The organism is Streptomyces sp. NPDC058257 (assembly GCF_042881845.1).
GTDB lineage: Bacteria > Actinomycetota > Actinomycetes > Streptomycetales > Streptomycetaceae > Streptomyces.
Window position 1 is genome coordinate 79,332 of sequence record NZ_JBHVXJ010000019.1, and the last position, 23,597, is coordinate 102,928.

The 23,597-nt window shown below is 69.8% G+C and carries 19 protein-coding genes; 5 read left to right on the top strand and 14 right to left on the bottom strand.

All coding sequences use genetic code 11. The features are described 5' to 3' along the window. Positions 1-44: 44 nt before the first annotated feature. Positions 45-806, bottom strand: coding sequence for an NUDIX domain-containing protein (locus ACFVXC_RS33230; RefSeq protein ID WP_389913015.1), 762 nt, complete (start codon positions 804-806; stop codon positions 45-47). Between the two features lie 302 nt (positions 807-1,108). Next, a complete protein-coding gene (locus tag ACFVXC_RS33235; RefSeq protein WP_389913018.1) occupies positions 1,109-2,002 on the bottom strand; it encodes an NADP-dependent oxidoreductase in 894 nt (297 codons plus the stop codon). A gap of 87 nt (positions 2,003-2,089) precedes the next feature. On the opposite strand from ACFVXC_RS33235, the gene ACFVXC_RS33240 reads away from it, so the two are divergent. Continuing rightward, positions 2,090-2,668: a TetR/AcrR family transcriptional regulator gene (locus ACFVXC_RS33240; RefSeq protein WP_389913021.1), complete on the top strand. Its 579-nt coding sequence runs from the start codon at positions 2,090-2,092 to the stop codon at positions 2,666-2,668. A 157-nt stretch (positions 2,669-2,825) separates the two neighbouring features. On the opposite strand, the gene ACFVXC_RS33245 is transcribed toward ACFVXC_RS33240, so the two are convergent. Together ACFVXC_RS33245 and ACFVXC_RS33250 are read right to left on the bottom strand one after the other, a co-directional pair. Beyond that, positions 2,826-4,886: a glycogen debranching N-terminal domain-containing protein gene (locus ACFVXC_RS33245; protein WP_389913024.1), complete on the bottom strand. Its 2,061-nt coding sequence runs from the start codon at positions 4,884-4,886 to the stop codon at positions 2,826-2,828. 263 nt (positions 4,887-5,149) lie between these two features. Further along, entirely contained in the window at positions 5,150-6,544 is a 1,395-nt protein-coding gene (locus ACFVXC_RS33250) for a DUF4192 domain-containing protein (RefSeq protein WP_389913027.1), read from the bottom strand. A 133-nt stretch (positions 6,545-6,677) separates the two neighbouring features. Between ACFVXC_RS33250 and ACFVXC_RS33255 the strand changes: the two genes are divergently transcribed. Beyond that, complete coding sequence (locus ACFVXC_RS33255; RefSeq protein ID WP_389913030.1) at positions 6,678-8,867, top strand: RecQ family ATP-dependent DNA helicase; 2,190 nt, start codon at positions 6,678-6,680, stop codon at positions 8,865-8,867. A 212-nt stretch (positions 8,868-9,079) separates the two neighbouring features. Next, complete coding sequence (locus ACFVXC_RS33260; RefSeq protein ID WP_389913033.1) at positions 9,080-9,718, top strand: hypothetical protein; 639 nt, start codon at positions 9,080-9,082, stop codon at positions 9,716-9,718. Positions 9,719-9,934: 216 nt separating this feature from the next. Here the strand turns inward: ACFVXC_RS33260 and ACFVXC_RS33265 are convergent, their stop codons facing one another. From ACFVXC_RS33265 to ACFVXC_RS33275, 3 genes are all read right to left on the bottom strand, one after another. Continuing rightward, a complete protein-coding gene (locus ACFVXC_RS33265; protein ID WP_389913036.1) occupies positions 9,935-10,609 on the bottom strand; it encodes a hypothetical protein in 675 nt (224 codons plus the stop codon). A 77-nt stretch (positions 10,610-10,686) separates the two neighbouring features. Next, positions 10,687-11,388, bottom strand: coding sequence for a ribonuclease HII (locus ACFVXC_RS33270; protein WP_389913039.1), 702 nt, complete (start codon positions 11,386-11,388; stop codon positions 10,687-10,689). Positions 11,389-11,435: 47 nt separating this feature from the next. Continuing rightward, complete coding sequence (locus tag ACFVXC_RS33275; RefSeq protein ID WP_389913042.1) at positions 11,436-12,050, bottom strand: TetR/AcrR family transcriptional regulator; 615 nt, start codon at positions 12,048-12,050, stop codon at positions 11,436-11,438. Between the two features lie 126 nt (positions 12,051-12,176). Between ACFVXC_RS33275 and ACFVXC_RS33280 the strand changes: the two genes are divergently transcribed. Further along, positions 12,177-13,733, top strand: a complete 1,557-nt coding sequence (locus tag ACFVXC_RS33280) for an MFS transporter (protein WP_389913045.1) — start codon at positions 12,177-12,179, stop codon at positions 13,731-13,733. Positions 13,734-13,803: 70 nt separating this feature from the next. On the opposite strand, the gene ACFVXC_RS33285 is transcribed toward ACFVXC_RS33280, so the two are convergent. The 5 genes from ACFVXC_RS33285 to ACFVXC_RS33305 form a co-directional block, all read right to left on the bottom strand. After that, positions 13,804-15,516, bottom strand: coding sequence for a DUF4153 domain-containing protein (locus ACFVXC_RS33285; RefSeq protein ID WP_389913048.1), 1,713 nt, complete (start codon positions 15,514-15,516; stop codon positions 13,804-13,806). A 189-nt stretch (positions 15,517-15,705) separates the two neighbouring features. Then, positions 15,706-16,614 (bottom strand): ADP-ribosylglycohydrolase family protein, encoded by a 909-nt coding sequence (locus ACFVXC_RS33290; protein ID WP_389913051.1) that lies wholly within the window; start codon positions 16,612-16,614, stop codon positions 15,706-15,708. Positions 16,615-16,626: 12 nt separating this feature from the next. Beyond that, on the bottom strand, positions 16,627-17,286 hold the full coding sequence (locus ACFVXC_RS33295; protein ID WP_389913054.1) for a histidine phosphatase family protein: 660 nt from the start codon (positions 17,284-17,286) through the stop codon (positions 16,627-16,629). Between the two features lie 141 nt (positions 17,287-17,427). Further along, the gene (locus tag ACFVXC_RS33300; protein WP_389913057.1) at positions 17,428-18,033 is read right to left on the bottom strand and encodes a YdbC family protein; all 606 of its coding nucleotides are present in this window, start codon (positions 18,031-18,033) and stop codon (positions 17,428-17,430) included. 33 nt (positions 18,034-18,066) lie between these two features. Beyond that, positions 18,067-18,900, bottom strand: a complete 834-nt coding sequence (locus ACFVXC_RS33305; RefSeq protein WP_389913060.1) for an arylamine N-acetyltransferase — start codon at positions 18,898-18,900, stop codon at positions 18,067-18,069. A 181-nt stretch (positions 18,901-19,081) separates the two neighbouring features. Between ACFVXC_RS33305 and ACFVXC_RS33310 the strand changes: the two genes are divergently transcribed. Continuing rightward, entirely contained in the window at positions 19,082-19,609 is a 528-nt protein-coding gene (locus ACFVXC_RS33310) for a TerD family protein (protein WP_389913062.1), read from the top strand. A gap of 168 nt (positions 19,610-19,777) precedes the next feature. Here ACFVXC_RS33310 and ACFVXC_RS33315 read toward each other — a convergent pair whose 3' ends face one another. Together ACFVXC_RS33315 and nrdR are read right to left on the bottom strand one after the other, a co-directional pair. Then, positions 19,778-22,678 (bottom strand): vitamin B12-dependent ribonucleotide reductase, encoded by a 2,901-nt coding sequence (locus tag ACFVXC_RS33315; protein WP_389913065.1) that lies wholly within the window; start codon positions 22,676-22,678, stop codon positions 19,778-19,780. A 136-nt stretch (positions 22,679-22,814) separates the two neighbouring features. Beyond that, a complete protein-coding gene (gene nrdR, locus ACFVXC_RS33320; RefSeq protein WP_389913068.1) occupies positions 22,815-23,369 on the bottom strand; it encodes a transcriptional regulator NrdR in 555 nt (184 codons plus the stop codon). Between the last annotated feature and the right edge of the window lie 228 nt (positions 23,370-23,597).

Genomic DNA, 23,597 nt, shown 5'->3' on the forward strand with positions numbered 1-23,597 from the left:
GGTCAGACCGACAGGTGACCAGCGCATGCCCCGCGGCTCGGACCTCAGACTTCGGGGCGCAGCATCGGCGGGTTGAGCAGCGTCGCGCCGCCCGCGCGGAAGAGCTGGGCGGGGCGGCCGCCCTGGCGGGTGGTCGTACCGCCGGTGGGGACGAGGAAGCCAGGCGTGCCGGTCACCTTGCGGTGGAAGTTGCGCGGGTCGAGCACGACGCCCCACACGGCTTCGTACACCCGGCGAAGCTCTCCGACGGTGAACTCGGGCGGGCAGAAGGCCGTCGCAAGGGAGGAGTACTCGATCTTCGAACGGGCGCGCTCCACGCCGTCCGCCAGGATCTGCGCGTGATCGAAGGCCAGCGGCGCCGCCTGCTCGCCCTCGCGGCCGTATCCGCCCTGATGGAGCAGTGCCTCGACCGGCGCCCAGCGTGCGCTTTTCGCATCACCACCGGCTCGTGGTGCGGGCAGATCGGGGGCGAGCGCGAGATGGGCGACGCTCACGACCCGCATCCGCGGATCGCGCTTGGGATCGCCGTACGTGGCGAGCTGCTCCAGGTGCGCGCCGTTCGCCTGGACCGGAGTGTCCCGATCGTGGGCGCACAGCCCCGTTTCCTCGACCAGCTCCCGCGCGGCGGCCGCCGACAGGTCCTCGTCGTCGCGCACGAATCCGCCGGGGAGCGCCCAGCGGCCCTGGAACGGCGACTCACCCCGCCGCACGGCAAGCGCGCAGAGCGCGTGGCTGCGCACGGTCAGCACGACCAGATCGACGGTGACAGCGAAGGGCGGGAAGGCCGACGGGTCGTAGGGCGACATGCCGCGATCATAGTCGTCTGCCTGACGATAAACAGCTCCTCCGGCAGCCGATCCTGGTTCCAGGTTCCGCGGTCTCAAGAACATTTCCGCGCGACCATGAGCACCACTCGAACGCGGCGGAGCGCCCGGGAGAAGGCCGGAGCACACACAAGAGCCCCCACGCCGTCGATTCGGCATGCGGACGGGGCGACTCGGCGAAGTCCGTCCCAATGGACCGTGGTTGAGAGACTTCGCCGAATCGGAGCTACCAGGAACTCAGCTTGCCGGGCCGCGCCGGGCCGTGCGGCCCCGCAGGCAGTGGCTCAGATGATCACGACCCGGCGCCCGCGCGTGTGACCGGCCTGGCTGTCGATGTGCGCCTGAGCGGCCTCGGAGAGCGTGTACGACTTCTCGACCGGGATATGGAGCCTCCCCCGCGAGATGAGACCGGCGGCCTCGGCGAGCGCCGCCGGCACACTCCCGGCCACGCCGGAGAATCGGACACCGAACTCCGGCGCGCCGAGATCGGCGATGGAGATCACCTTCTGCGGGTCCCCGGTCAGCTCGACGAGCTCGCGGATCACGCCCGAGCCGGCCAGATCGAGAGCCGCGTCGACACGGCCGAGCTGCCGTACCCGCTCGACCCAGCCCTCGCCGTACGTCGTGGCGACGGCTCCCAGGTCACGCAGGTAGTCCTGGTTCGCGGTCCCGGCCGTGCCGATCACCGCGATGCCTCGGTCGCGGGCGATCTGCAACACGGCCGATCCGACTCCCCCCGACGCACCGCTGACCAGCAGCGTCTGCCCGGGCTGCACACCGACCTCGCGGATGATGCGCAGCGCGGTCTCCACTACGGAGGGGTAACCGGCCGCCTCTTCGAACGTCAGCCCTTCGGGCATTCGCGCCCAGGCCGACAGCACGGCGAACTCGGCATAGGTGCTGGCACCTTCACCGAACACGTGATCGCCGATCTCGACCCCTTCGACACCCTCGCCGACCTCGTCCACCACCCCGGAGGCGTCAAGGCCGACTCCGGCGGGCAGCTCGATCGGGTGGGCCCCCAGGACCTGACCTTCACGGACCCGCCAGTCAACGGGGTTCACACCTGCCGCCCGCACGGCGATACGTATCTGGCCGGGACCCGGGTGGGGCTCCTCGGCTTCCAGGAGTTGCAGAACGTCGGGACCGCCGAACTCGGCGAAGCTCACTCTCTTCATACCGACGACCGTAACACTAACCGTTAGTGCTTCAAAACGGTTAGTGTTCCAAAACGGTTAGTGTTTTGTACCTGATAGCATCAGCGTATGACCGTGCCGTCCGGACGTCGAGAGCGCAAGAAGGCCGCGACCCGCCAGAAGATCGCTGACACCGCCATGCAGCTCTTCATGGAACGCGGGTACGACGCGGTGGGCATCCGTGACGTGGCCGCCGAGGCCGACGTGGCCGTCACCACGCTCTTCTCCCACTTCGCCTCGAAAGAGGCCCTGGTGTTCGAGCAGGACGAAGACTTCGAGAAACGCCTCACTCAGGCAGTCACCGGCCGCGCGCCGCACGAACCGCTCATCCCTGCGCTGCGCCGCGAGATCCAGGCCTTGGTGCGACATTGCACGGCGAACGACGCCGCCCCGGTCTTCCGGATGATCGACGAATCACCTGCCCTGCGTAAGTACGACGAGTCGATGCAGCTGCGCCATGCGGAGTCGCTGGCAACGGCCATCGCCGCCGATCTCGACCTGTCGCAGACCGCGACGGCCTGCCGGACGATCGCGAGGTTCGTGATCGACGCCTATGCGCTGGCCCGTGAGGCGGACGATCCGGAGGCCGCGGTGGACGAGATCTTCCGGATGATCGAGGCAGCCTGGGAGATCGGCCGCCCTTCCTGACGTGCGCGCGGCGCTGCCCCTCCCTCCCCGACGTGCGCGCGGCGCTGTCCCTCTGTCCCTGCCCGGCTGGATTCACCGGGTCCCGCGTCAGGTGTGCACCCGCCGCGGGTCCTGCGTCAGGTGTGCGCCACACCCGTCGCTGGCCTCCTCCCGTGGGTCACACACCCAACTGCAGTCCGTCGGCGGCCTCCTCGACCATGGCGAGACCGAGTCTGCTGACACGCACGGCGAACGGGGCGCCCGCGACGCACAGCGCCGTCAGCCCCAGCTCCCCCAGAGGGGCGCTGCTGACGGGCCTCAGCGTCACCGTGCCCGACGGGGCGTCGGGCCGGATCCCGGCGAGCGCCGTGAGGAGCTGCACCCCGGCGGCCGCTGAGACGGCCGCCGGGGTGCAGGCAGCGGGATGCGGCAACGGAGCGCCGCCCTCCGTGCGCTGCTCCCCGGCGTACATCTCAGGCAGCCGGTAGCCGAACGCCTCGGCCGCCGCCATCACCCCCCGCAATAGTCCACTCGCCTCCTTCTCGTATCCGGCGGCGGCCAGACCCGCGACGGCGACCGACGTCTCATGGATACGGACCGCTCCGCCACGATGCCCAAAAGGGTTGTACGCGGCTTCCTTGACGCCCAAGCTCCGCAGACCCCACCCCGAGTCCATGGCGGGGCCGCCCAGCAGCCGGGCCAGCTGCTCGGTCTGCACCTTGTCGAGCAGCCCCGGTGCCAGCGCACCGGACCCGAGCAGGCCGGTGTCGAGGAGGTGGGCGGCACCACCGGTGAGGAGGGGAACGGGGCGGCCGTCGGGCAGGCAGGCCGCGGCGGGTCGGCCACCCGTCCGGTCCTCCACCCAGAAGTTCTCCCGGAAGGCGCCTCGCAGTCGCTCCGCCCACTGCCGCAGGTCGGTACCGCCCGCACGGCCGTGCGCGTCGAGCAGGTCGGCGCCGAGCAGCGCGGCCCGGTGGGCATGGGCCTGGGTCTCGCATGGCGCGGGGCCACCCGGATACGGGTCCGGCAGTCGTACTCCGTCGCCGACCGCCGCGAGCAGCCACCGCAGGCAGCGCTCGGCCGTCGGCAGCAACTCCTCCGTCTCCCGCGCCGAAAGTCCCCAACGCCATGCCTCCGCCAGCAGCACCGGGAAGAGCAGCGTCGCCTCGATCCCCGTGCACCCGGGCGGCAGGTGCGGACCCTTGTTCCGCACCGGTCCGGGGATCATGCCCGCCCGCGGGCCCTTGCCCGTGAGCTGACGGCGGGAGAGCGTACGCAGCGTCCCCAAGGCGATCCGGGTGCCGATCGGCAACGTCATCCGGGCGGCCACGAGCGCCTCGGCCGGAGCGAGACCACAGCGCCATGGCGCCCCCGCGGCCAGATGGACATCGGTCGGGTGCTCGGGGTCCCGCATCAGCAACGCCTGGAGATCCTCCACTGACCGGTCCAGCAGAGCCCGCGCCCTGGGATCGTCGCCCGCCGCCCGTGCCGTGGTGAGTGAACGCGAGGCCCCGTGTCCGACCGCCCGCACCGGACCCGCGCCCTCCGTACGCACCCGTAGCTCCAGACTCCAGGTACCGCCCGGTGGCAGCTCCACCTCCCAGCGCAACAGCCCCGCGGAGGCCAGCGCGTCCGCGGGCGCCGGATGCGCGGTAACCGCGCAGTGGCCAGCGGGAGAGGACCAGCGCATGCCGGAGTCGTGGACGCTGGCGGGCAGTTCGGGACCGGTGTTGCCGGACGCGATCGCTCCGAGCTCCGCCAGGTCCGTGCCGAGGGACACCTCCACGGGCAGCCGCAGAAGGCGGCCCGTGCCGCTGGTCAGGACGATCCGCTCCGTACCATCCGCGTACCGGGTCCGCTCGACGATCACATCCGGATCCGGACCGCCGTCCGCGGACGTACGCAGTGTCGCGACGAAGCGGGCACGGTCGGCCGAGAGCATCCGGGCCTGCACGACCACCGGCTCGCGCCCCGCCACCCGCACTTGGCAGCGGGACAACAGCCTGCGCCCCGCGCGGTAGAACCCCTCGAGTCCGCGGCCGGTCAACTGCCCCTGACCCGTGGAGATCGCGAGCGCGGGCATGGCCACACAGATCAGCGCGTCGTGCACGGGCGGCAGCTGTGCGGGGCGACGCGGCGCGGGAGCCGGGGCGTGCCCGCCGGACGGGCGCCATGGAGTCGGCGTGGGTCGCTGGGGACCCTCTCTGCCGGAGACTGGAGACGGAGCGGGCAGGGACATGAGGCGGCTTCTTCCGCGCTGTCCGCGCTACGGGGAGTCGGAGGTCGTACGGCGGCTCGGCCCAGGCACAGGTGCCGCCACTCAGGTGAACGGGCCACCCCCGCCCCAGGTCACGCCCACGGAACACGAAGCCACTCGGCCGGCCCCGGTCTCGGCCGCAAGCCACCCACGACGGTACCCATCTCGCCCTGTCCCGCTCGCCCTCCCTCACGGCTGCCCCAGGGCTGCCCTCAGGGCTGCCCCCAGGCAACGAACTCCCGCGTTCATGTGTCGTTCCTCGCCGCGCGCCGAGTGGTGCGACGGCGGTTCTGCGGCCCTGTGTTCGGCCTTGAGGCGGCCCGTGCACCAGTGCCGCTCTTCGGCCGTGAGGGGCGGCTGCGGCGTCGGGAGGCGGCGCCCACCGGCTCTCCCGCGGAGTCCAAGGTCTCCGCTGGTACGGGCAATTCGGTCTGAACACCCGACGCGCCACCGTCAGTTCGTCCCCTTCGCAAGCAGCGGCGGATCGGCTCAGGGTCCAGATCCCCGGCGCAGGCATGGTGCAGGAGTTGCGCGAAGGTGTAGCTGGGGTCGGCACACAGCGCCATGGCCAGGGCTTCCTGCCCCTCCGTGGCATCGCCGAGGGACCAGGCGACCCAGCCCGCGAGGGACAGGGGAGCCGCGGCGTGCTCTCCGTAGGCGCCGACGCAGCGACGGGCCAGCACCCTCCAGAGACGAAGTGCCGTTGCCGCGGCGTCGCCCTCCATCCATTCCGCCGCCTGATCACGAGTCGTACGGTCCTGCAGGCCGAGGATCAGCGCCGCGGCTTCGTCGTGCGCGATAAGTTCGTCGTCCTGGAGATCCGCCTCCAGCCTGTCGACGACCGTCGGTGCATCGGCCATGCGCGCCATGATCCGGCGGGCCAGGTCGAGCGTGTCAGCGGCGACCTCGGCGTGCCCGTCCTCGTCCAGGATCCGGCGCACGATCGCCATGCCCGCCGCGTCGAGAGCGGCCTCCTGATCCGCCGCGGCGACGGATTCCCATGGGGTGAGGCGCGCCCGCATCTCCCTCGGCGTGACACCCACTTGTACGCCGGCGTAGGCCGTGGCCGCGGCCAGGACCGACGTGCCCGGCCGCAGCAGCGGTACGCCTTCCGGCGGGCAGCACTCCTTGTTCGGGCAGCAGTAGGTCCAGAAACTGCCCGCCGAGATGCACACGACCTCGAACACGGGGACGTCGAGGCTTCCGCAGGCGGTGCGGAGCACTTGCGCAAGCGGTCGCAGGCGCTCCATGACCTGCCGTCCGGATTCGGCACCCACGGGCTCCGCGCACAGGAAGGCGACAATGCCGTCAGGCCGGGTCCCGCGCCGCTCGCAGCCGCCCACCAGACACTGGGCGAGCTGCTCCGCGATGGGTGGCCAGTCCTCAGCGCGCCCGGGAATACCGAGGCGCACACGGCCACCCAGCCGCCCCCGCTCGCCGTGCAGAGCAATCAGGACGACGCTCTCCTCGGGCCGGAACCCGAGCAGGTACGGAAGGGCATCGGCGAGTTCGGCCGGGGTGCGCAAGGTGACCAGGGTCTCGTCGATGGAATCAGTGGTGCTGGTGGAACCGATGGAGTCGGCGGAGTCGGTGGAGTCGGCGGAATTGATCGGGTCGTTCTGTTCGCTGTGATTCGCCATGCGCCGACTCTCCCGCGGATCACCAGATTCCGGTTTGGCCTGTGGATAACTGCGATCAGGGGCACGCCAAGAGTTATCCACAGGCCGGTGGACTCGTTCGCCTAATGTCAGACCCATCGGGTTGCATGGGGGCATGACCAACGAAGATCTGCGCACGGCGGCCGATGCCGTACTCGCCCGCCTCGTCGGCGGCCCCGCCCCCGAAAACGGCGAGGAGGCGCCGTCGGACGGTCCACGACTGCGCGAGGATCAGTGGCGCGCCATCGAGGCGCTGGTCGCCGACAAGCGCCGGGCCCTGGTCGTACAGCGCACGGGATGGGGAAAGTCCGCCGTGTACTTCGTCGCGACCGCACTGCTGCGGGAGCGTGGCAGCGGCCCCACCGTGATCGTCTCCCCATTGCTCGCGCTCATGCGCAATCAGGTGGAGTCGGCCGCGCGAGCCGGAATCACCGCCCGCACGATCAACTCCTCCAACACGGAGGAGTGGGAGACCATCCAGGCCGAGGTGGCCTCCGGCGACGTGGACGTTCTCCTCGTCAGCCCGGAGCGGCTGAACAACCCGGATTTCCGAGATCAGGTCCTGCCCAAGCTCGCCGCTGCGACCGGCCTGCTCGTGGTCGACGAGGCGCACTGCATCTCGGACTGGGGCCACGACTTCCGGCCCGACTACCGACGGTTGCGCACCATGCTCGCCGACCTGCCGCCGGGCGTCCCCGTGCTGGCCACCACCGCGACGGCCAACGCACGTGTGACGGCCGACGTGGCCGAGCAGTTGGGCACCGGCGGCAGCTCGGACGCGCTCGTGCTGCGCGGGCCTCTCGACCGCGAGAGCCTGAGCTTGAGCGTGCTCCAACTTCCCAACGCCGCGCACCGGCTCGCCTGGCTCGCCGACCACCTGGACGAGCTGCCGGGCTCGGGAATCATCTATACGCTCACCGTCGCCGCCGCCGAGGAGATCACCGCCTTCTTGCGGCAGTGCGGGCACACCGTCACCTCGTACACCGGTAAGACGGAGAACGCGGACCGGCAGCAGGCCGAGGAAGATTTGCTCGCCAACCGGGTGAAGGCCCTGGTGGCCACCTCCGCCCTGGGCATGGGCTTCGACAAGCCGGATCTCGGCTTCGTGGTGCATCTCGGCTCGCCCTCGTCCCCGATCGCCTATTACCAGCAGGTCGGCCGCGCGGGCCGTGGTGTCGATCACGCGGAGGTGCTCCTGCTTCCGGGCAAGGAGGACGAAGCGATCTGGAACTACTTCGCCTCGCTCGCCTTCCCTCCCGAGGAGCAGGTCCGGCGCACGCTGGACGTCCTCGCGCAGGCGGGAAGGCCGCTGTCGCTGCCCGCCCTTGAGCCGCTGGTCGAGCTGCGCCGGTCCCGGCTCGAGACGATGCTCAAGGTCCTCGACGTGGATGGCGCGGTCCGGCGCGTCAAGGGCGGCTGGACCTCCACGGGGATGCCCTGGGCGTACGACGCCGAGCGCTATGCCTGGGTCGCCAAGCAGCGGCAGACGGAGCAGCAGGCGATGCGTGATTACGCCACGACTCCTGGCTGCCGGATGGAGTTCCTGCGGCGGCAGCTGGACGACGAGGCAGCAACACCCTGTGGGCGCTGCGACAACTGCGCGGGCGCGCGCTTCACCGATGCCGTGTCCTCCGGGGCACTGGACACGGCACGGGGCGAACTGGTCCGTGCGGGTGTCGACGTGGAACCCCGGAAGATGTGGCCGACCGGGCTCGCCGCCGTCGGCGTCGACCTCAAGGGGCGCATCCCCGTGGGAGAACAGGCCTCCCAGGGCAAGGCCTTGGGGCGGCTCTCTGACATCGGATGGGGCAACAGACTCCGGCCGATGCTCGCCCCGCAGGCCCCTGACGGACCGGTGCCCGACGACGTGGCGAAGGCCGTGGTCGGCGTGCTCGCCGACTGGGCGAAGGGCCCCGGCGGCTGGGCGTCGGGCAACGACGACGCCCAGGCGCGGCCGGCCGGTGTCGTGGCCATGTCCTCGCACACGAGGCCCCAGCTGATCCAGTCACTTGGCGCGCGGATCGCCGAGATCGGCCGCCTCCCGCTCCTCGGCTCCATCGAGTACGCCGCCGGAGCCGATACGGCACATGTGCCCAGGAGCAACAGCGCGCAGCGCCTGCGCGCCCTCGACGGGGCGCTGACCGTGCCCCCCGAGCTCGCGGCGGCACTCCAGGAAGCGGGCGGTCCCGTTCTGCTCGTCGACGATCTGACGGACAGCGGCTGGACCCTGGCGGTGGCCGCGCGCATGCTCCGCCGGGCCGGGGCCAAGGGGGTGTTGCCGCTGGTCCTGGCCGTACAAGGCTGACGCAAGCGTCGATGTGGGTCGCCTTGGGCAGGGATATAGGCGGCGCATCACCAGATACTGGTCGGCGGGCCCGATTGCTCGTTGCCGCAAGGCAGTACGGCGGGAAGAATTGGTGCTGCTCCCCGCGCGCCTCCCCGTGGTCCGGCAGGGCTGTGCCGCGGTGCGCTCCCCAGTCCGACCCGCCCTATGGGCGCGTAGCCGAAGGGAGGACCGTGACCTTCGGATTCGCTCCGTTCGCTGCGGCATCGATGTCGGAGTCTTCGACGTCGGCTGAGATGTCCGCCGATTCCACCAACCGACTGGCCCGGATGCTCGAACCCGCGGAGTGGTCAGCCGCGGGAATTCCCCTGCTGCGCAATCCGCGTGAGGTCGTCAGCGGCCTGCACGCCCGGCATCGCCCGACGCCCGGGACAGCCGTCGTCGCTGTCCTCGATTCGGAGGAACGGCTCCGGGCGAGCGCCTCGTTCCCCCGACGGCCGAGCACGGCGGACGGCTGGGTGTTCCGTAACGCGCTGCTCGCGCAGCTGCGTCGGGTCATCCCGCACGACCTGCGGCGCCGCACCCCGGTGCGCACCGCCGTCCTGCTCTACTGCCGTGACGGTGACGCGCGTTGGACGCCGGAGGACGGGGCGTGGATGTGGGGTCTGCGGGACGCCTGCACACTGCACGGGTTGCGGTGCGGTGCCTACATCACGCTGACCCGTGACGGCTGGCAAGTGCTCGGCGAAGGCCGTGGCGGCCGTCGGCCGAGTTCCGGCTCACGCCCGGAGGCTTTCGCCGACACCGATCCGCCGCCACCCCGCACCGGCGGCGCCGCGTCCGACGTCCTGCGCCGGGCGGCGGCACGCTGAGGCGTTTTTCGCCCCGCCGCACCGGGCGGGCCACGGGCATGGACCGGAGCGCGCCGCCACCCGCGTCACGCGGTACGCGACGCGCCCAGCTCGAAGCTCACCCGGCCATGCCACGCCCGACACCGACCACCACCGCCACCACGGTCACCGGCCACCCGACTTCGGAGACAGGCAGTGGAAGCCGGGACCCGGCGCGCAGGTGTCAGACAGTGAACGTCAGACGCCCGCGCCCAGCATCGCGTTGATCCGCTGCGGGTCACCGCAGACGATCAGCAGGGTTCCGGCCCGGGTGAGCGCCGTCGGCAGCGCGCCGACCGCGGTCTCCTCGCTGCCGCCGTTGATGGCGACGACGACCACGGGGCGGGTCACGGCACGGCCCAGGGCGGCGGCGTCGGCATAGAAGACGTCGTCACCCGCGTCGTGCTGAGCCCAGTAGGAGGCCTCGCCGAACGACAGCTCGTGCGTGGCCCACGGGTGCGGGTCGCCGGTGGTGATCACCAGGACCTCACCCGGAGCACGGCCGGAGTCGAGCAGCAGGTCGACTGCTTCCTCGGCGGCGTCGAGCGCCCCCTCGGCGGAAGCCGGGATCAGCTGGATCTGCGGAACCGAAGCACCGGCATCCGTCGCTGAGCCCGCAGGGGAACCTGCGGAGACGGCGGAAGGTCCGGAAGCAGCCGGGGCGGACGGCCCGGGCGTGGCGGCCGGCTCGTGCGACGTGCGCTGCGCCGGCGGCGTCGGCCGGGCGGGGCCCGGTCGGCCGGGACGCGGCACAGCCGCGGGACGCGGGCCGGGTACGGGGCGGGGGGTCGGCGTGATGCGGCCACTGGCCGGGGTCACGCGGGGACCCTGGGCACTCTCGTGAATCTGAGGCTCCTCGGGACTGAGAGGCATGCGTTGTTATTTATCAGACGCCGGTGCGAGGGGCATCGGCGGGTGGCACATGAGTGCGAGTGGAACTGCCGGAAGTGTCAGAAGTCGAAGCCAAGCTGGCCCTCGATTTCCGGAACGCCTCCATCCGCCCAGCTGCGGGCCTTCTTGAGGTGCCGCCACTGGGGCAGCGCATCAAGATACGCCCACGACATCCGGTGGTACGGGGTGGGCCCCCGCTCCGCCAGCGCGGCCTTGTGCACCGGCGACGGATAGCCGGCGTTGGCCGCAAAACCGAAGTCTGCATGTTCGATACCCAGTTCGGCCATCATTTTGTCGCGCCGAACCTTGGCGATCACCGACGCCGCGGCGACGGCCACACAGGATTGATCGCCTTTGATCACCGTACGAACCCGCCAGGGAATCCCGAGATAGTCGTGCTTCCCATCGAGAATCACCGCTTCCGGACGCACCGGCAACGCCTCCAGGGCGCGCACGGCGGCGAGCCGCAGCGCGGCGGTCATCCCCATGTCGTCGATCTCCTCGGGCGAGGAGTGCCCCAGGGCATACGCCGTGACCCAGCTCTCCAGTTCCCCGGCGAGCGTCGTGCGCCGCTTGGGACTGATCAGCTTGGAATCGGTGAGCCCTTCGGGCGGCCTGCGCAGTCCCGTGATCGCCGCGCAGACGGTCACCGGTCCCGCCCACGCGCCGCGCCCGACTTCGTCGACGCCGGCAACGATCTTCGCTCCGGTGGTAGCGCGAAGGGAGCGCTCGACGGTGTGGGTGGGAGGTTCGTACGGCATGGCGCCAGACAGCGTACGCCGCCGGATGTCACCCGCGACACCCAGGTCTACCGACGGAGCAGCGGAACCATGACCTGGTCGATCAGTTCGGCGAATTCCTCGTCGCTCCATTCGCTCCCGCACACCTTGGAGCGATACATCATCATCGCCGGAATGACGTCGCATACGTACGGGTCCACGGCCTCGGCGCGCACCTCTCCGCGCTCGACTCCACGACGTACGACCTCTTTGATCAGCTTCACGCTCGGCTCGACGACCCCTTCGAAAATCACTCCATGGAACCGCTCGGCCGTCACCGTGTCGCATTCGTGAAGCACGGACCGGAGAGCGAATCCGGGCCGCGAGAACATCGCCGCACGCATCTGCCTGCACAGCTGGAGGAGGTCTTCCCTGACTCCGCCACAGTCCGGCGCGGAGTCGAGTTCCGGAAGGGCGGCCTGCAGCGCGTCCACGACGAGGTCCTCCTTGGAGGGCCACCGGCGGTAGACCGCGGCTTTGCCGGTCTGTGCGCCTGCCGCCACACCCTCCATCGTCAGACCGTTCCAGCCGACGGTGCTGAGCTGCTCGAGCGCGGCATCGAGGATCGCCCGCTCCAGCACAGGGCCCCGTCGGCGCGGGGAGGCCGTCTGAGCGGAGGCGGCGCTCCAGCGCGAAGTAACCATCGATATCTCTCCGTTGCGCAATTCGAGGCAGTGTCAGTGAACGGTTGCGTTCACTGATGGGGAGTCACTACCGTGGACGATCCAGTGAACGGGAGCGTTCACTAATGCTCTTGTGGGGGACCCATAGTGACAACCTCTCAGTTAGCTCAAGATCAGAAGCCCGGCGCCGCCCGCCGAGCAGGCCGGCCCGGAATCGCGCTGGCCGTCATCGCGGCCTGCCAACTCATGGTGGTCCTCGACGCGACGATTGTGAACATCGCGCTCCCGCACATTCAGGACGCGCTCACATTCACCACGACTGACCTCACTTGGGTCGTCAGCGCGTACACGCTCACTTTCGGCGGACTGCTGCTTCTCGGTGGCCGTGCCGGTGACATCCTCGGCCGCCGCCGGGTCTTCATGACCGGCATCCTGGTCTTCACCCTCGCCTCGCTCCTGGGCGGATTCTCCCAGGAACCCTGGCAGTTGCTCGCCGCGCGGGCCTTGCAGGGCGTGGGCGGCGCGATCGCATCACCCACCTCCCTGGCACTCATCACCACGACCTTCCCCGAAGGCCCCGCGCGCAACCGCGCGTTCGGCGTCTTCGCGGCCGTCTCCGCGGGCGGCGGCGCCATCGGTCTGCTGGCCGGCGGCATGCTCACGGAGTGGCTCGACTGGCGCTGGGTGCTGTTCGTGAACGTACCCATCGGCATCCTGATCGCCTTCCTCGCCCCGCTCTACATCAACGAGTCCGAGCGCCATCCGGGCCGTTTCGACATCGCGGGCGCCCTCACGTCGACCCTCGGCATGGCCTCCCTGGTCTACGGATTCATCCGGGCGGCCGAGGACGGCTGGCGCGACAGCGTCACCCTGGCGTCGTTCGGCGCGGCGATCGTCCTGCTCCTGGCCTTCGCCCTGGTCGAGAGCCGGGCGAAGGAACCGATCACTCCGCTGAAGATGTTCGCGGACCGCAACCGCTCGGGCTCGTACGTGATCATGCTGAGCCTGGCCGCGGCGATGTTCGGCATGTTCTTCTTCATCGTGCTCTTCGTGCAGAACGTACTGGGCTACACACCGATCGAAGCGGGCCTCGCCTTCCTGCCGATCACGGTCGCGATCGTGGCGGGCGCGGGCATCTCCCAACGGCTCCTTCCGGTCCTCGGCCCCAAGCCGTTCATGGTGACCGGTTCGGCCCTCGTGGCCCTCGGGCTCGGCTGGCTGACCCTCATCGGTCCGGACAGTTCGTACGTCAGCGGAGTGCTCGGCCCGATGCTGGTGTTCGGCTTCGGCATGGGTCTGAACTTCGTGACCCTTACATTGACGGCCGTCTCCGGAGTGGCCCCACACGAGGCGGGCGCGGCATCGGGCCTGCTCAACGCGACACAGCAGGTGGGCGGTTCACTCGGCCTCTCCATCCTGACCACGGTGTTCGGCACGGCGAGCCGGAACGAGGGCAAGGACCAGATGGCGGACTTCATGGCGCACGCGTCGCCGCAGCAGAAGGCCGCCTTCGCCGAGACCGGTGAGCTCCCGGCGCCCTGGGGACACGAAGTGCTGTCCCAGGGGATCTCGACGGCCTTCATACCGGCCGTCGCCATGGCCCTGCTCGCCCTGGTCACCGCCGTGGTACTGGTCCGGGTGCGCAAGAGCGACCTGGAGGCACTGTCAGGTACGGCCGGTGCGGCGGGGCCCGCAGGCGGCTGAGGGGGCGTATGCGCCGGGCCTCCACATCGGCGGGAGCTCCCGCCGATGTGGAGCTCCACATCGGCGGGCCTCAGCGGTACGAGGTCTCCCGGCCGCCGGAGCGTTCGCAGCCCTCCGGGGGGACCTCCGGCGGCCGTTTCTCGATGATGTCCCTGGCCCGCGCCTCGCCCAGGCTGGTGGCATACCAAGGGCCTCGCTCGGAGCCGAGGCCGTTCGCGATGCCCTCAAGGGCGCAGGAGCGCAGCGGCTCCGGGAGCCCGTCGACGGCCGGTGCGGCATCGGCGGACAGCCCGCGCGCGTACTCCAGGTCGAACTTCCCGGTGTCCTCGTAGCGCTGGACATTGCGCTCGGCGATGAGTCCGTCGGGCGAGAGGATCCCGAAGGCCAGCACACCGGCCGCGGCACTGGCTGCGACGGCACGCGGCAGCCAGCGGGCGCCCCACACCCCCGCCGCCATGATCAATACGACGATCAGACCGAGCCAGAGCTCCACGGCCACGACCGAGACCCTCAGCCGGGTCAGACCGTACGCATCGACGTACATGTCCATGCGGCGTACCGCCGACGCCACGACGACGAGCGTGAGGGCGCAGAGCGTACCGAGCACGGCCCGCACCAGGACCCGGTCGCGTGACCCGTCACGCGGCGCCCAGCGCAGCGCGAGGACGATGACGACCAGGGTGAGCAGCGTGGCAAGGAGCAGCTGCCAGAAGCCCTGGCGTGCGTACTGCGCGTACGAGAGGCCGGTCTTCTCCAGTACCGCGTCGTAGCCACCGAAGAGCACCGCGAGCTGGACCACGTTGAACGCCGCGAACAGCAGGTTCAGGACGATCAGCGGCAGCGCCCACTCCATGCGGCCCCGCTCCCGGCCAGGACCCACGAAGAGCCGGTCCCAGCGCACGGGCGCGGCAGCGGTGTGTGCCGCGGCGAGCGCTCCGACGACACCGGCCGCGAAGAGCAGCACACGCCACGGCCCCTCAGAGACGGAGGCGTCGGGCATCAGATCGCCGAGGAGCCCCGCGAAGGCGGCGTCGGCCCCGGCGAACAGCGCGCCGAAGACCAGCAGCAGCACGGCGGTCACCGCGACCGCCCGCAGCACGGGCCCGCTCCGTGACCCGCTCGCGCGGCTCCGTGCACCGCGCCAGCCCCAGCCCAGTCCGGAGAGCACCGCTTCGAAGAGCCCGAGCGGGCCGAGCAGGACGCCGGGCCAGGTGCGGCAGCCGTGCAGGGCGAGCGAGCCGAGCGCGACGGCGGAGACGATGGCGAGGAACGAAGGCCAGCCCGCGTCCCGCAGGGCGGGCACGGCAAGCAGCCCGAGGCCACCGATCGCCCAGACCAGCGTCCAGGGGCGCGGCCTGCGACCGGCCTGTTCAGCGGCGAAGTACGCGGCGAGCGCGGTCGGCACGGCGACGATGAGCAGATTGAGCGCGAGCCCGTCGCCGAGCAGCACCATGCTCAGCAGGCCGGTGGCGAGCACCGCGACGAGCGTTCCCGTCCGGACCGGAGCGGGCGGCTGGGCCCGCAGATCGGCCAGGAACGGCTCGGGCTTGCCCGCGGAGCCCACCGGGTACGCCCAGTCGGCAGGCGGCCCCGGGCTCGCCTCAGCGCCACGGGGGCGGGGCACGGCGTCCTCCGGCCCCTCGCTCTCCCTCTCGCTGCCACTGCCTGACGGCACAGGCGTGGACGGCGTGGACGGTGTATCGGACACGGGACCCCCTCCCGGCCGGTCCGCACGTGCAGCGGACGGCACGCACGCGTGGCGGGGCCGCCGGGCGACCGGCATCTCGTTGACGACACACGAGTCATGATCAACTCGCGGCCTGCCGGAAAGAGTAGCCGCGAGGCCGATGACGCCCCGCGAATCGGCCCGGCTGTGGCATGACCGTGACAGTCGCCCCGGCCCCCCGAAAAAAGCCCGGAACCCGGAACCCCGGAAGCCGATCCCCGGAAGCCGATTTCCGCAGCCCCGAAGTCAGCCCGCCGCGACCGGCACCCAGCCGGGCAACGCCTCGCTCCGCTCCAGCCACTCGTCCAAGGGCGCGCCACCCTCACCGGAAGCAACCACTCCGCCCACGATGGCGCAGGTCGTATCCATGTCGCCGCCCACCTGGGCGGTGGACCAGATGGCCCGCTCGTAGGCGCCGAGGCCTCGGGCTGCCGACCACAGGGCGAAGGGCACCGTGTCATGAGCCGTCGTACGGCGGCCACAGCCCAGCACCGCGGCGACCGTAGCCGCGTCCCCGTAGTCGAGCATGTCCCGCGCCCGGCGGAGTCCCGCACCCACGGCGCTGCGGGGCACGAGGTCGATGACGCCGTCGAGCAGCGCCTTCGGCGCGGGCGGCCCGTCGGGGGCGGCGGCCAGTGCCGCGGCTGCGGCCACCGCCATGGCTCCCACGACCGCCTCTCGGTGCTGATGGGTGGGGTAGGCGGAGATCTCCGCCTGGTGCGTCGCCTGCTCCGGATCATCCGCGTACCAGGCGCCGAGCGGCGCGATCCGCATGGCAGCGCCGTTCCCCCAGGAGCCCTGCCCCTTGAACAGCGCGGAGGCCAGTTCCCGCCAGTCACCGCCCTCCCGGACCTGCCTGAGCAGCCGGTTCACGGCAGGGCCGTAGCCGCGGTCGAAGTCATGGTGCTCGGCGAAGGACAGGGCGAGCGCGTCCTGGTCGATCCGGTCGTGACGGACCAGGACGGCGAGCACGGAGCAGGCCATCTCGGTGTCGTCGGTCCACTGCCAGGGGCCTGGGGGCGCTTCCCGGCGCTTCAGCAGCGGGTAGTTCGCGGGCACGAAGAACTGTGAGCCCAGCGCGTCCCCCACCGCCAGTCCACGCAGGCTGGCCAGAGCGCGGGCCAGGCGCCGGTCGGGAGAGGAGTCAGCGGTCATCGCCCTGCCACTCTATCCGGTGACGCCGTACGGTTCCGGTTCGCGCCAGCGCTCGAACGGGCGATCCAGTGTGTACTTTCCGTCGTCGCCGAGCACCAGCGTCCGCATCTCGCCGTTCCCGGGGTTGGACAGCGACTCGAACTCCGCCACCGACCAGTGGAACCAGCGCATGCAGAACAGGCGCATGGTCAGGCCATGGGTGACCAGCAGGACGTTCGGCGGGTGGTCCGGCGCCTCGAAGCTCCGGTACAGGCTCTCCAGGAACGCGCCCACCCTGTCGTACACGTCGGCCCCCGACTCTCCCTGGGCGAATCGGTAGAAGAAGTGTCCGTACGCGTCGCGGTACGCCTTCTGGAGCCTGACGTCGTCCCTGTCCTGCCAGTTTCCCCAGTCCTGCTCCCGCAGCCGCGGCTCCTCGCGCACCCGCACAAGATCGGGGTCGAGCCGCATGGCCCGGAAGGTCTCGTGGGTGCGGCGATAGGGCGAGACGTACACACTCACCCGCTCCACGCCGACGGCGTCCCGCAGCTGCTCCCCCGTCTCGTCCGCCTGCCGCCACCCCTTCTCGGTGAGCGCCAGCGCGTGGTCGGGTTCGCGTTCGTACACGGTGTCGTCGGCGTTTCCGGCCGACTCGCCGTGTCGGACAAGGAAGATGCGCCGCGGACGTGCCATACGGAAACCCTAGATCGCCCCCTGCCGGGCGGCCCAACCGGTCGGCTGTCCGAGCTCCATCCGGCGTATACGGCCACTACCCGTACCGCCCCCGTCACCCCACCCTCAGCGGCGCCGCGGCAGGTCACCCCGCACGAGGCGTCACACCGTCCACGAAGGCTCCAGTTCCACGATGTCACCGGCCAGCGCGGCGACGTCGGCCTCGGTCTGTGCGCGCAGCAAGAGGCGTTCCACCCGTTCCCTGCGGTACTTGCCGTGCTCGGCGGCCGACAGCCACATCGAGAGGACGAGGAACTCGTGCCCTGACGCCTCACCGAAGAGCCCGCGCACCATCCCGGGAGAGCCCGCCATCGCCGGGTTCCAGACCTTCTCCTGCATCAGCGCGAAGTGCTCCACCCGCGCCTCATGGACCCGGCAGTGCGCCACCCGCACCACGTCGGCGTCCGCGAAGCGCGGCTCAAAGCCTGTCTTCACGTCGAAACGGTGGTCGAACAGCTTGCTCTGGATGTCCTTGAAGGTGCCCGCCTGCGCTGCGGCCAGCCGGTCATGGGAGCGCGCCATGAAGGAGTCGTAGAAAGCCCGGCTCTCCCAGAAGGCGAAGACATGCGCCACGCCCGGCCGCTCACGGCTCCACCCTCCACCCTGTCCCCGGAACCCCGGCTCCCCCAGAAGCCCCGCCCACTTTCGCTGCCCCCGCTCGAACCCCCGTCGGTCCACCACGGTGCAGCGAATCCACTTGACCAGCACGGCGCCATCGTACGGCCGCGAGCGTGGCCCGGGTCACGCTCCGGCGTAGTGCGCCCGGATCAGCTCGGCGCTGTCATCGGCGCTCAGTTCAATATCGAACTCTCGGACGACGACCTCGCTCAACTCATCGGCGGATACGTCGCGTTCGTCCGTTGTGCCGTCCGGTCGCGTCACCGTCAGATGTTCACCTACCAATGTGCGGCGCACATCGGGAGCGGCCCTCTGGAGCACGGGACGGCGGATGAACGGCGACCTGGGGTGGGTCGATGTGTAGTGGTTCATCACTACGTAGTCGACGGGAAGGCGTTCTTCCAACGTGTATTCGTAGAGATCGGACCATCCGTCCGCACGCTCGGTCCGCAGCACCCGTGCACCGTTCGCCTCCTGGACGATCCCGAACCGCCACTCTCCTTGTCGCATGTTCTGCGGTACGCCGCTCTCGTCCCCCATGGGGATCGGTTCGAGCAGCCCCTCGGCGCCGAAACCGACGTCACAGTGCCACTGCCGCCCGTCCGCCTCGACCTTCAGGAGCATGTGCGTCACCGCGCGGCGCGACGAGGCACCCACTCTGACCCGCGCGCCGAGTCCCGTGACGGTGAAGCCGATACGTTCCAGAGCCGCGGCGAACAGAAGGTTCTGCTCGTAGCAGTAGCCGCCCCTGCGCTGCCGCACCAGCTTGTCCTGCAGTGCCGCCAGGTCCAGCGGTACGGGCCGGCCGAGCATCATCTCCAGGTTCTCGAAGGGGATCGAGGCCACATGCGCCCGGTGGAGTGCACGGAGCGTGTCGAAGTCGGGCTTCACCTCTCCTTCGTAACCGATCCTGGCCAGGTAGGCCTCGATGTCCAGTTCTTCCCCGTTCCAAGTCATGGGGCCAATGATCTACGCGCGCGTGTACGCACGCCACCAGAAATGCCCTCGGCGGCCAACAGCCGTACGGACCGGGAAACTTCAGTGATGTCAGTCATACGCCGTAGCGTGTCCGTAGGACGTGCCGTGCGGACATGCCTGGTGCGTCAGCGTCAGCCGGTACACGAGGAGGGGAAGCTCTGTGAGCAGTGTCAGCAAGGGGATCGAAAAGGTCGAGGTGGGGCTCAAATGGGATCCGAGCCCTGTCGGTACGCCGCCGAATGATCTCGACATCATCGCCGCGACCTACTTGGCGGACGCCCCGTACGACAGCCCCGTGTACCTGGTGCACTTCGACAGCCGCGCCCCCGACGGGACCATCACCCTCAACAGGGACAGCAAGACTGGCCAGGGCTTCGGTTTCGACGAGGTAATGACCCTGGAGCTCGACCGGCTCGCGGCCTCGTACGCGCGCGTGGTGGTCGGTGTGGCCATACAGCCTCACGAGGGGGCGAAGGCATTCGGCGACATCCCGAACACCGCGGTGCGCATCCGCACCGGACACACCGACCTCGCGGAGAACGACCTCTCCGCGGTCTCCGGGCACACGGCCGCGACGATCGCGGAGTTCACCCGGAACGAGTCGGGCGCATGGTCCTTCCGCGAGATCATCCGCGGATTCGACGCCGACCCGACGACTTTCGCCGCGGTGATGGGGACCGCGATCTGAGAACGACGCCCGGAGACGGCCCCGGGTCCTCGCGTCACGACAAACGACAAGGGCGGTGGCGCCGATTTCTCGGCACCACCGCCCTTGTCGTTCAGGCTTCACTCCGGGCCGGCGCCCGAAGCTCCCGGCACGTGCGGCGTTCAGCTACGACCGCTCAGCCAGAACCGCTCAGCTGCAACCACTGGTCGAGCCGCAGCCCTCGCAGATGTAGCAGGAACCGGCACGCTGCATCTTCGTCCCGCAGGAGAAGCACAGCGGCGCGTCGGCCTGGATGCCCAGCTGCATCTCGACGAGCTCCGCACTCGTGTGCGCCTGCTGCGGAGCGGGCTTCTCCGCCTCGGCCGCCTTCGGCACGGCGACCGGCTTCAGAACCTCGGGCTGCTGCGGAGCGGCCAGGCCCAGACCCTCGGCGTCCGCGTCGGAGCCGTCGAGGGACGGCTCGTACGAACCGGTGTCCAGGTGACGCTGACGCTCCTCGGCCGAGTGGATGCCGAGCGCGGAACGGGTCTCGAAGGGCAGGAAGTCCAGCGCCAGGCGGCGGAAGATGTAGTCGACGATCGACTGCGCCATCCGCACGTCCGGGTCGTCCGTCATGCCGGCCGGCTCGAAGCGCATGTTCGTGAACTTCGAGACGTACGTCTCCAGCGGAACGCCGTACTGCAGGCCCACGGAGACGGCGATCGAGAAGGCGTCCATCATGCCCGCGAGGGTCGAACCCTGCTTGGACATCTTCAGGAAGACCTCGCCGAGACCGTCGTCCGGGTAGGAGTTGGCGGTCATGTAGCCCTCGGCGCCACCCACGGTGAAGGAGGTGGTGATCCCCGGGCGGCCCTTGGGGAGGCGCTTGCGGACGGGGCGGTACTCGACCACCTTCTCGACCGCGGTGCGGATCGTGTCCTCGGCCTTCTCGGTGACCGCGGCCTTCTCCTGCTCCTTCTTCTTGGCGGAGAGGGGCTGGCCGACCTTGCAGTTGTCGCGGTAGACGGCGAGCGCCTTGACGCCCATCTTCCAGGCCTCGTAGTAGACCTCTTCGACGTCCTCGACGGAGGCGGACTCCGGGAGGTTGACCGTCTTGGAGAGCGCGCCGGAGATCCACGGCTGGATGGCCGCCATCATCCGGACGTGACCCATCGCGGAGATGGAGCGCTCGCCCATCGCGCAGTCGAAGATCTCGTAGTGCTCGGTCTTCAGGCTCGGGGCGTCGGTCACATTGCCGTTCTCGGCGATGTGGGCGACGATCGCCTCGATCTGCTCCTCCTGGTAGCCCAGACGACGCAGCGCCTGCGGCACGGTGCCGTTGACGATCTGCATCGAGCCGCCGCCGACGAGCTTCTTGAACTTGACCAGGGCGAGGTCCGGCTCGAGGCCGGTGGTGTCGCAGGACATCGCGAGACCGATGGTGCCGGTCGGGGCGATGACCGACGCCTGGGAGTTACGGAAACCGTTCTTCTCACCGAGGCGCAGCACGTCCTGCCAGGCCTCCGTGGCGGCGGCCCAGACCGGCGTGTCCAGGTCGTCGACACGGATCGCCGTGCCGTTGGCGTCCGAGTGCTGCTTCATGACGCGCTTGTGCGGCGTGGCGTTGCGGGCGTAGCCGTCGTACGGGCCGACGACCGCGGCGAGCTCGGCGGAACGCTTGTACGAGGTGCCGGTCATCAGGGATGTGATGGCACCGGCCAGCGCGCGGCCACCGTCCGAGTCGTAGGCGTGGCCGGTCGCCATCAGCAGGGCGCCGAGGTTGGCGTAACCGATGCCGAGCTGACGGAAGGCGCGGGTGTTCTCGCCGATCTTCTGGGTCGGGAAGTCCGCGAAGCAGATGGAGATGTCCATCGCGGTGATGACGAGCTCGACGACCTTCGCGAAGCGGTCGGCCTCGAAGGACTGGTTGCCCAGGCCGTCGTCCTTCAGGAACTTCATCAGGTTCAGCGAGGCGAGGTTGCAGGACGTGTTGTCCAGGTGCATGTACTCGCTGCACGGGTTCGAGCCGTTGATCCGGCCGGACTCCGGGCAGGTGTGCCAGGCGTTGATGGTGTCGTCGTACTGAATGCCGGGGTCAGCGCAGGCCCAGGCGGCCTCGGCCATCTTGCGGAAGAGCGACTTGGCGTCGACCTCCTCGATGACGTCGCCCGTCATGCGGGACGTGAGGCCGAACTTGCCGCCCTCCTCGACCGCCTTCATGAACGTGTCGTTCACGCGGACCGAGTTGTTGGCGTTCTGGTACTGGACGGACGTGATGTCGTCGCCGCCCAGGTCCATGTCGAAGCCCGCGTCACGCAGGGCGCGGATCTTCTCCTCTTCCTTCACCTTGGTCTCGATGAAGCCCTCGATGTCGGGGTGGTCGACGTCGAGGATGACCATCTTGGCCGCGCGGCGCGTGGCGCCACCCGACTTGATCGTTCCCGCGGACGCGTCGGCACCGCGCATGAAGGAGACCGGTCCCGAGGCGTTGCCGCCGGAGGAAAGGAGTTCCTTCGAGGAACGGATGCGGGAGAGGTTCAGGCCGGCGCCGGAGCCGCCCTTGAAGATCATCCCCTCTTCCTTGTACCAGTCGAGGATCGAGTCCATGGAGTCGTCCACGGCCAGGATGAAGCAGGCGGAGACCTGCTGCGGCTGGGGCGTGCCCACGTTGAACCAGACCGGCGAGTTGAAGCTGAAGATCTGGTGCAGGAGGGCGTACGCCAGCTCGTGCTCGAAGATCTCGGCGTCGGCGGGCGACGCGAAGTAGTTGTAGTCCTCGCCGGCCTTCCGGTACGTCTTCACGATGCGGTCGATCAGCTGCTTGAGGCCGGTCTCGCGCTGCGGGGTGCCAACGGCCCCGCGGAAGTACTTACTGGTGACGATGTTGACCGCGTTCACCGACCAGAAGTCGGGGAACTCGACGCCACGCTGCTCGAAGTTGACCGAGCCGTCGCGCCAGTTGGTCATGACGACGTCTCGGCGCTCCCAGACCACCTCGTCGTACGGATGCACGCCGGGCGTCGTATGGATGCGCTCGATACGCAGACCCTTGCTGGCCTTGGATCCCTTGGCGCGGGAACCTCGTGCCGGGCCGCTCGTCGTCTCGGTCATGCCGCCTCCCTGTATCAGGCTAAAACGCCCTGAAGTGCCACGATGTTCCCGTGACACGATGTTGTCCGGTGCCGCGGAGCCCGCGAAGGCGCCCCGCAAGCAGGTCTGTGTGTGCCGCCGTAGACCGCTGCGCGGGTCAGTCGGTGGCAGTGGCGGGCACCGGGACTTCGACAGTCCCTCCGGGCCCGCAGTCATTCGCGCCGCGCTCGCCGTCGGCGCCGGGCGACTCGTCGTCGAGCCGCTTCCCCCGCTGGTCCCTCAGCTCCCCGATGGCAGCCTCGAAGTCATCGAGAGAGTCGAACGCCCGGTAGACGGACGCGAAGCGCAGGTAGGCCACAAGGTCCAGCTCCTGCAGCGGACCGAGTATGGCCAGACCCACGTCGTGCGTGGTCAGTTCGGCACTTCCGGTGGCCCGTACCGCCTCTTCGACCCGCTGCCCGAGCAGGGCGAGGGCGTCCTCGGTCACCGGCCGCCCCTGGCACGCCTTGCGTACGCCGTTGATCACCTTCGTGCGACTGAAAGGCTCGGTCACGCCGCTGCGCTTGACCACCATCAGTGAGCATGTCTCGACGGTCGTGAATCGACGCGAGCAGTCGGGGCACTGACGGCGCCTGCGGATCGACGTTCCGTCGTCGGTGGTGCGACTGTCGACGACGCGACTGTCGGGGTGCCTGCAGAAGGGGCAGTGCATGGAACTCCCAACCCTCCTTCAAGACACGACTCGTAGGCCTCACCAGGCCCGTGAGGCCCTCGAAGCAGCCCCAAGCATAGGCGATACCCGAGGCCTGAAAAGACCGGGGACCACAACTGCTGGGCCGTGGTCGCAATCCAACCACTAGATCTGGGGTTTGGCCGCAAATTCAGCCCCATCGCGTGTCGCGCACCCACGGCCCGCCGTGAAGGGTACGAGCCCGCCTCG

Excerpts from the sequence above, each read along its gene's own strand:
- ACFVXC_RS33230 (WP_389913015.1), bottom strand. The coding sequence starts at position 806 with ATGTCGCCCTACGACCCGTCGGCCTTCCCGCCCTTCGCTGTCACCGTC.
- ACFVXC_RS33235 (WP_389913018.1), bottom strand. The coding sequence starts at position 2,002 with ATGAAGAGAGTGAGCTTCGCCGAGTTCGGCGGTCCCGACGTTCTGCAA.
- ACFVXC_RS33240 (WP_389913021.1), top strand. The coding sequence starts at position 2,090 with ATGACCGTGCCGTCCGGACGTCGAGAGCGCAAGAAGGCCGCGACCCGC.
- ACFVXC_RS33245 (WP_389913024.1), bottom strand. The coding sequence starts at position 4,886 with ATGTCCCTGCCCGCTCCGTCTCCAGTCTCCGGCAGAGAGGGTCCCCAG.
- ACFVXC_RS33250 (WP_389913027.1), bottom strand. The coding sequence starts at position 6,544 with ATGGCGAATCACAGCGAACAGAACGACCCGATCAATTCCGCCGACTCC.
- ACFVXC_RS33255 (WP_389913030.1), top strand. The coding sequence starts at position 6,678 with ATGACCAACGAAGATCTGCGCACGGCGGCCGATGCCGTACTCGCCCGC.
- ACFVXC_RS33265 (WP_389913036.1), bottom strand. The coding sequence starts at position 10,609 with ATGCCTCTCAGTCCCGAGGAGCCTCAGATTCACGAGAGTGCCCAGGGT.
- ACFVXC_RS33270 (WP_389913039.1), bottom strand. The coding sequence starts at position 11,388 with ATGCCGTACGAACCTCCCACCCACACCGTCGAGCGCTCCCTTCGCGCT.
- ACFVXC_RS33275 (WP_389913042.1), bottom strand. The coding sequence starts at position 12,050 with ATGGTTACTTCGCGCTGGAGCGCCGCCTCCGCTCAGACGGCCTCCCCG.
- ACFVXC_RS33285 (WP_389913048.1), bottom strand. The coding sequence starts at position 15,516 with ATGCCGGTCGCCCGGCGGCCCCGCCACGCGTGCGTGCCGTCCGCTGCA.
- ACFVXC_RS33290 (WP_389913051.1), bottom strand. The coding sequence starts at position 16,614 with ATGACCGCTGACTCCTCTCCCGACCGGCGCCTGGCCCGCGCTCTGGCC.
- ACFVXC_RS33295 (WP_389913054.1), bottom strand. The coding sequence starts at position 17,286 with ATGGCACGTCCGCGGCGCATCTTCCTTGTCCGACACGGCGAGTCGGCC.
- ACFVXC_RS33305 (WP_389913060.1), bottom strand. The coding sequence starts at position 18,900 with ATGACTTGGAACGGGGAAGAACTGGACATCGAGGCCTACCTGGCCAGG.
- ACFVXC_RS33315 (WP_389913065.1), bottom strand. The coding sequence starts at position 22,678 with ATGACCGAGACGACGAGCGGCCCGGCACGAGGTTCCCGCGCCAAGGGA.
- nrdR (WP_389913068.1), bottom strand. The coding sequence starts at position 23,369 with ATGCACTGCCCCTTCTGCAGGCACCCCGACAGTCGCGTCGTCGACAGT.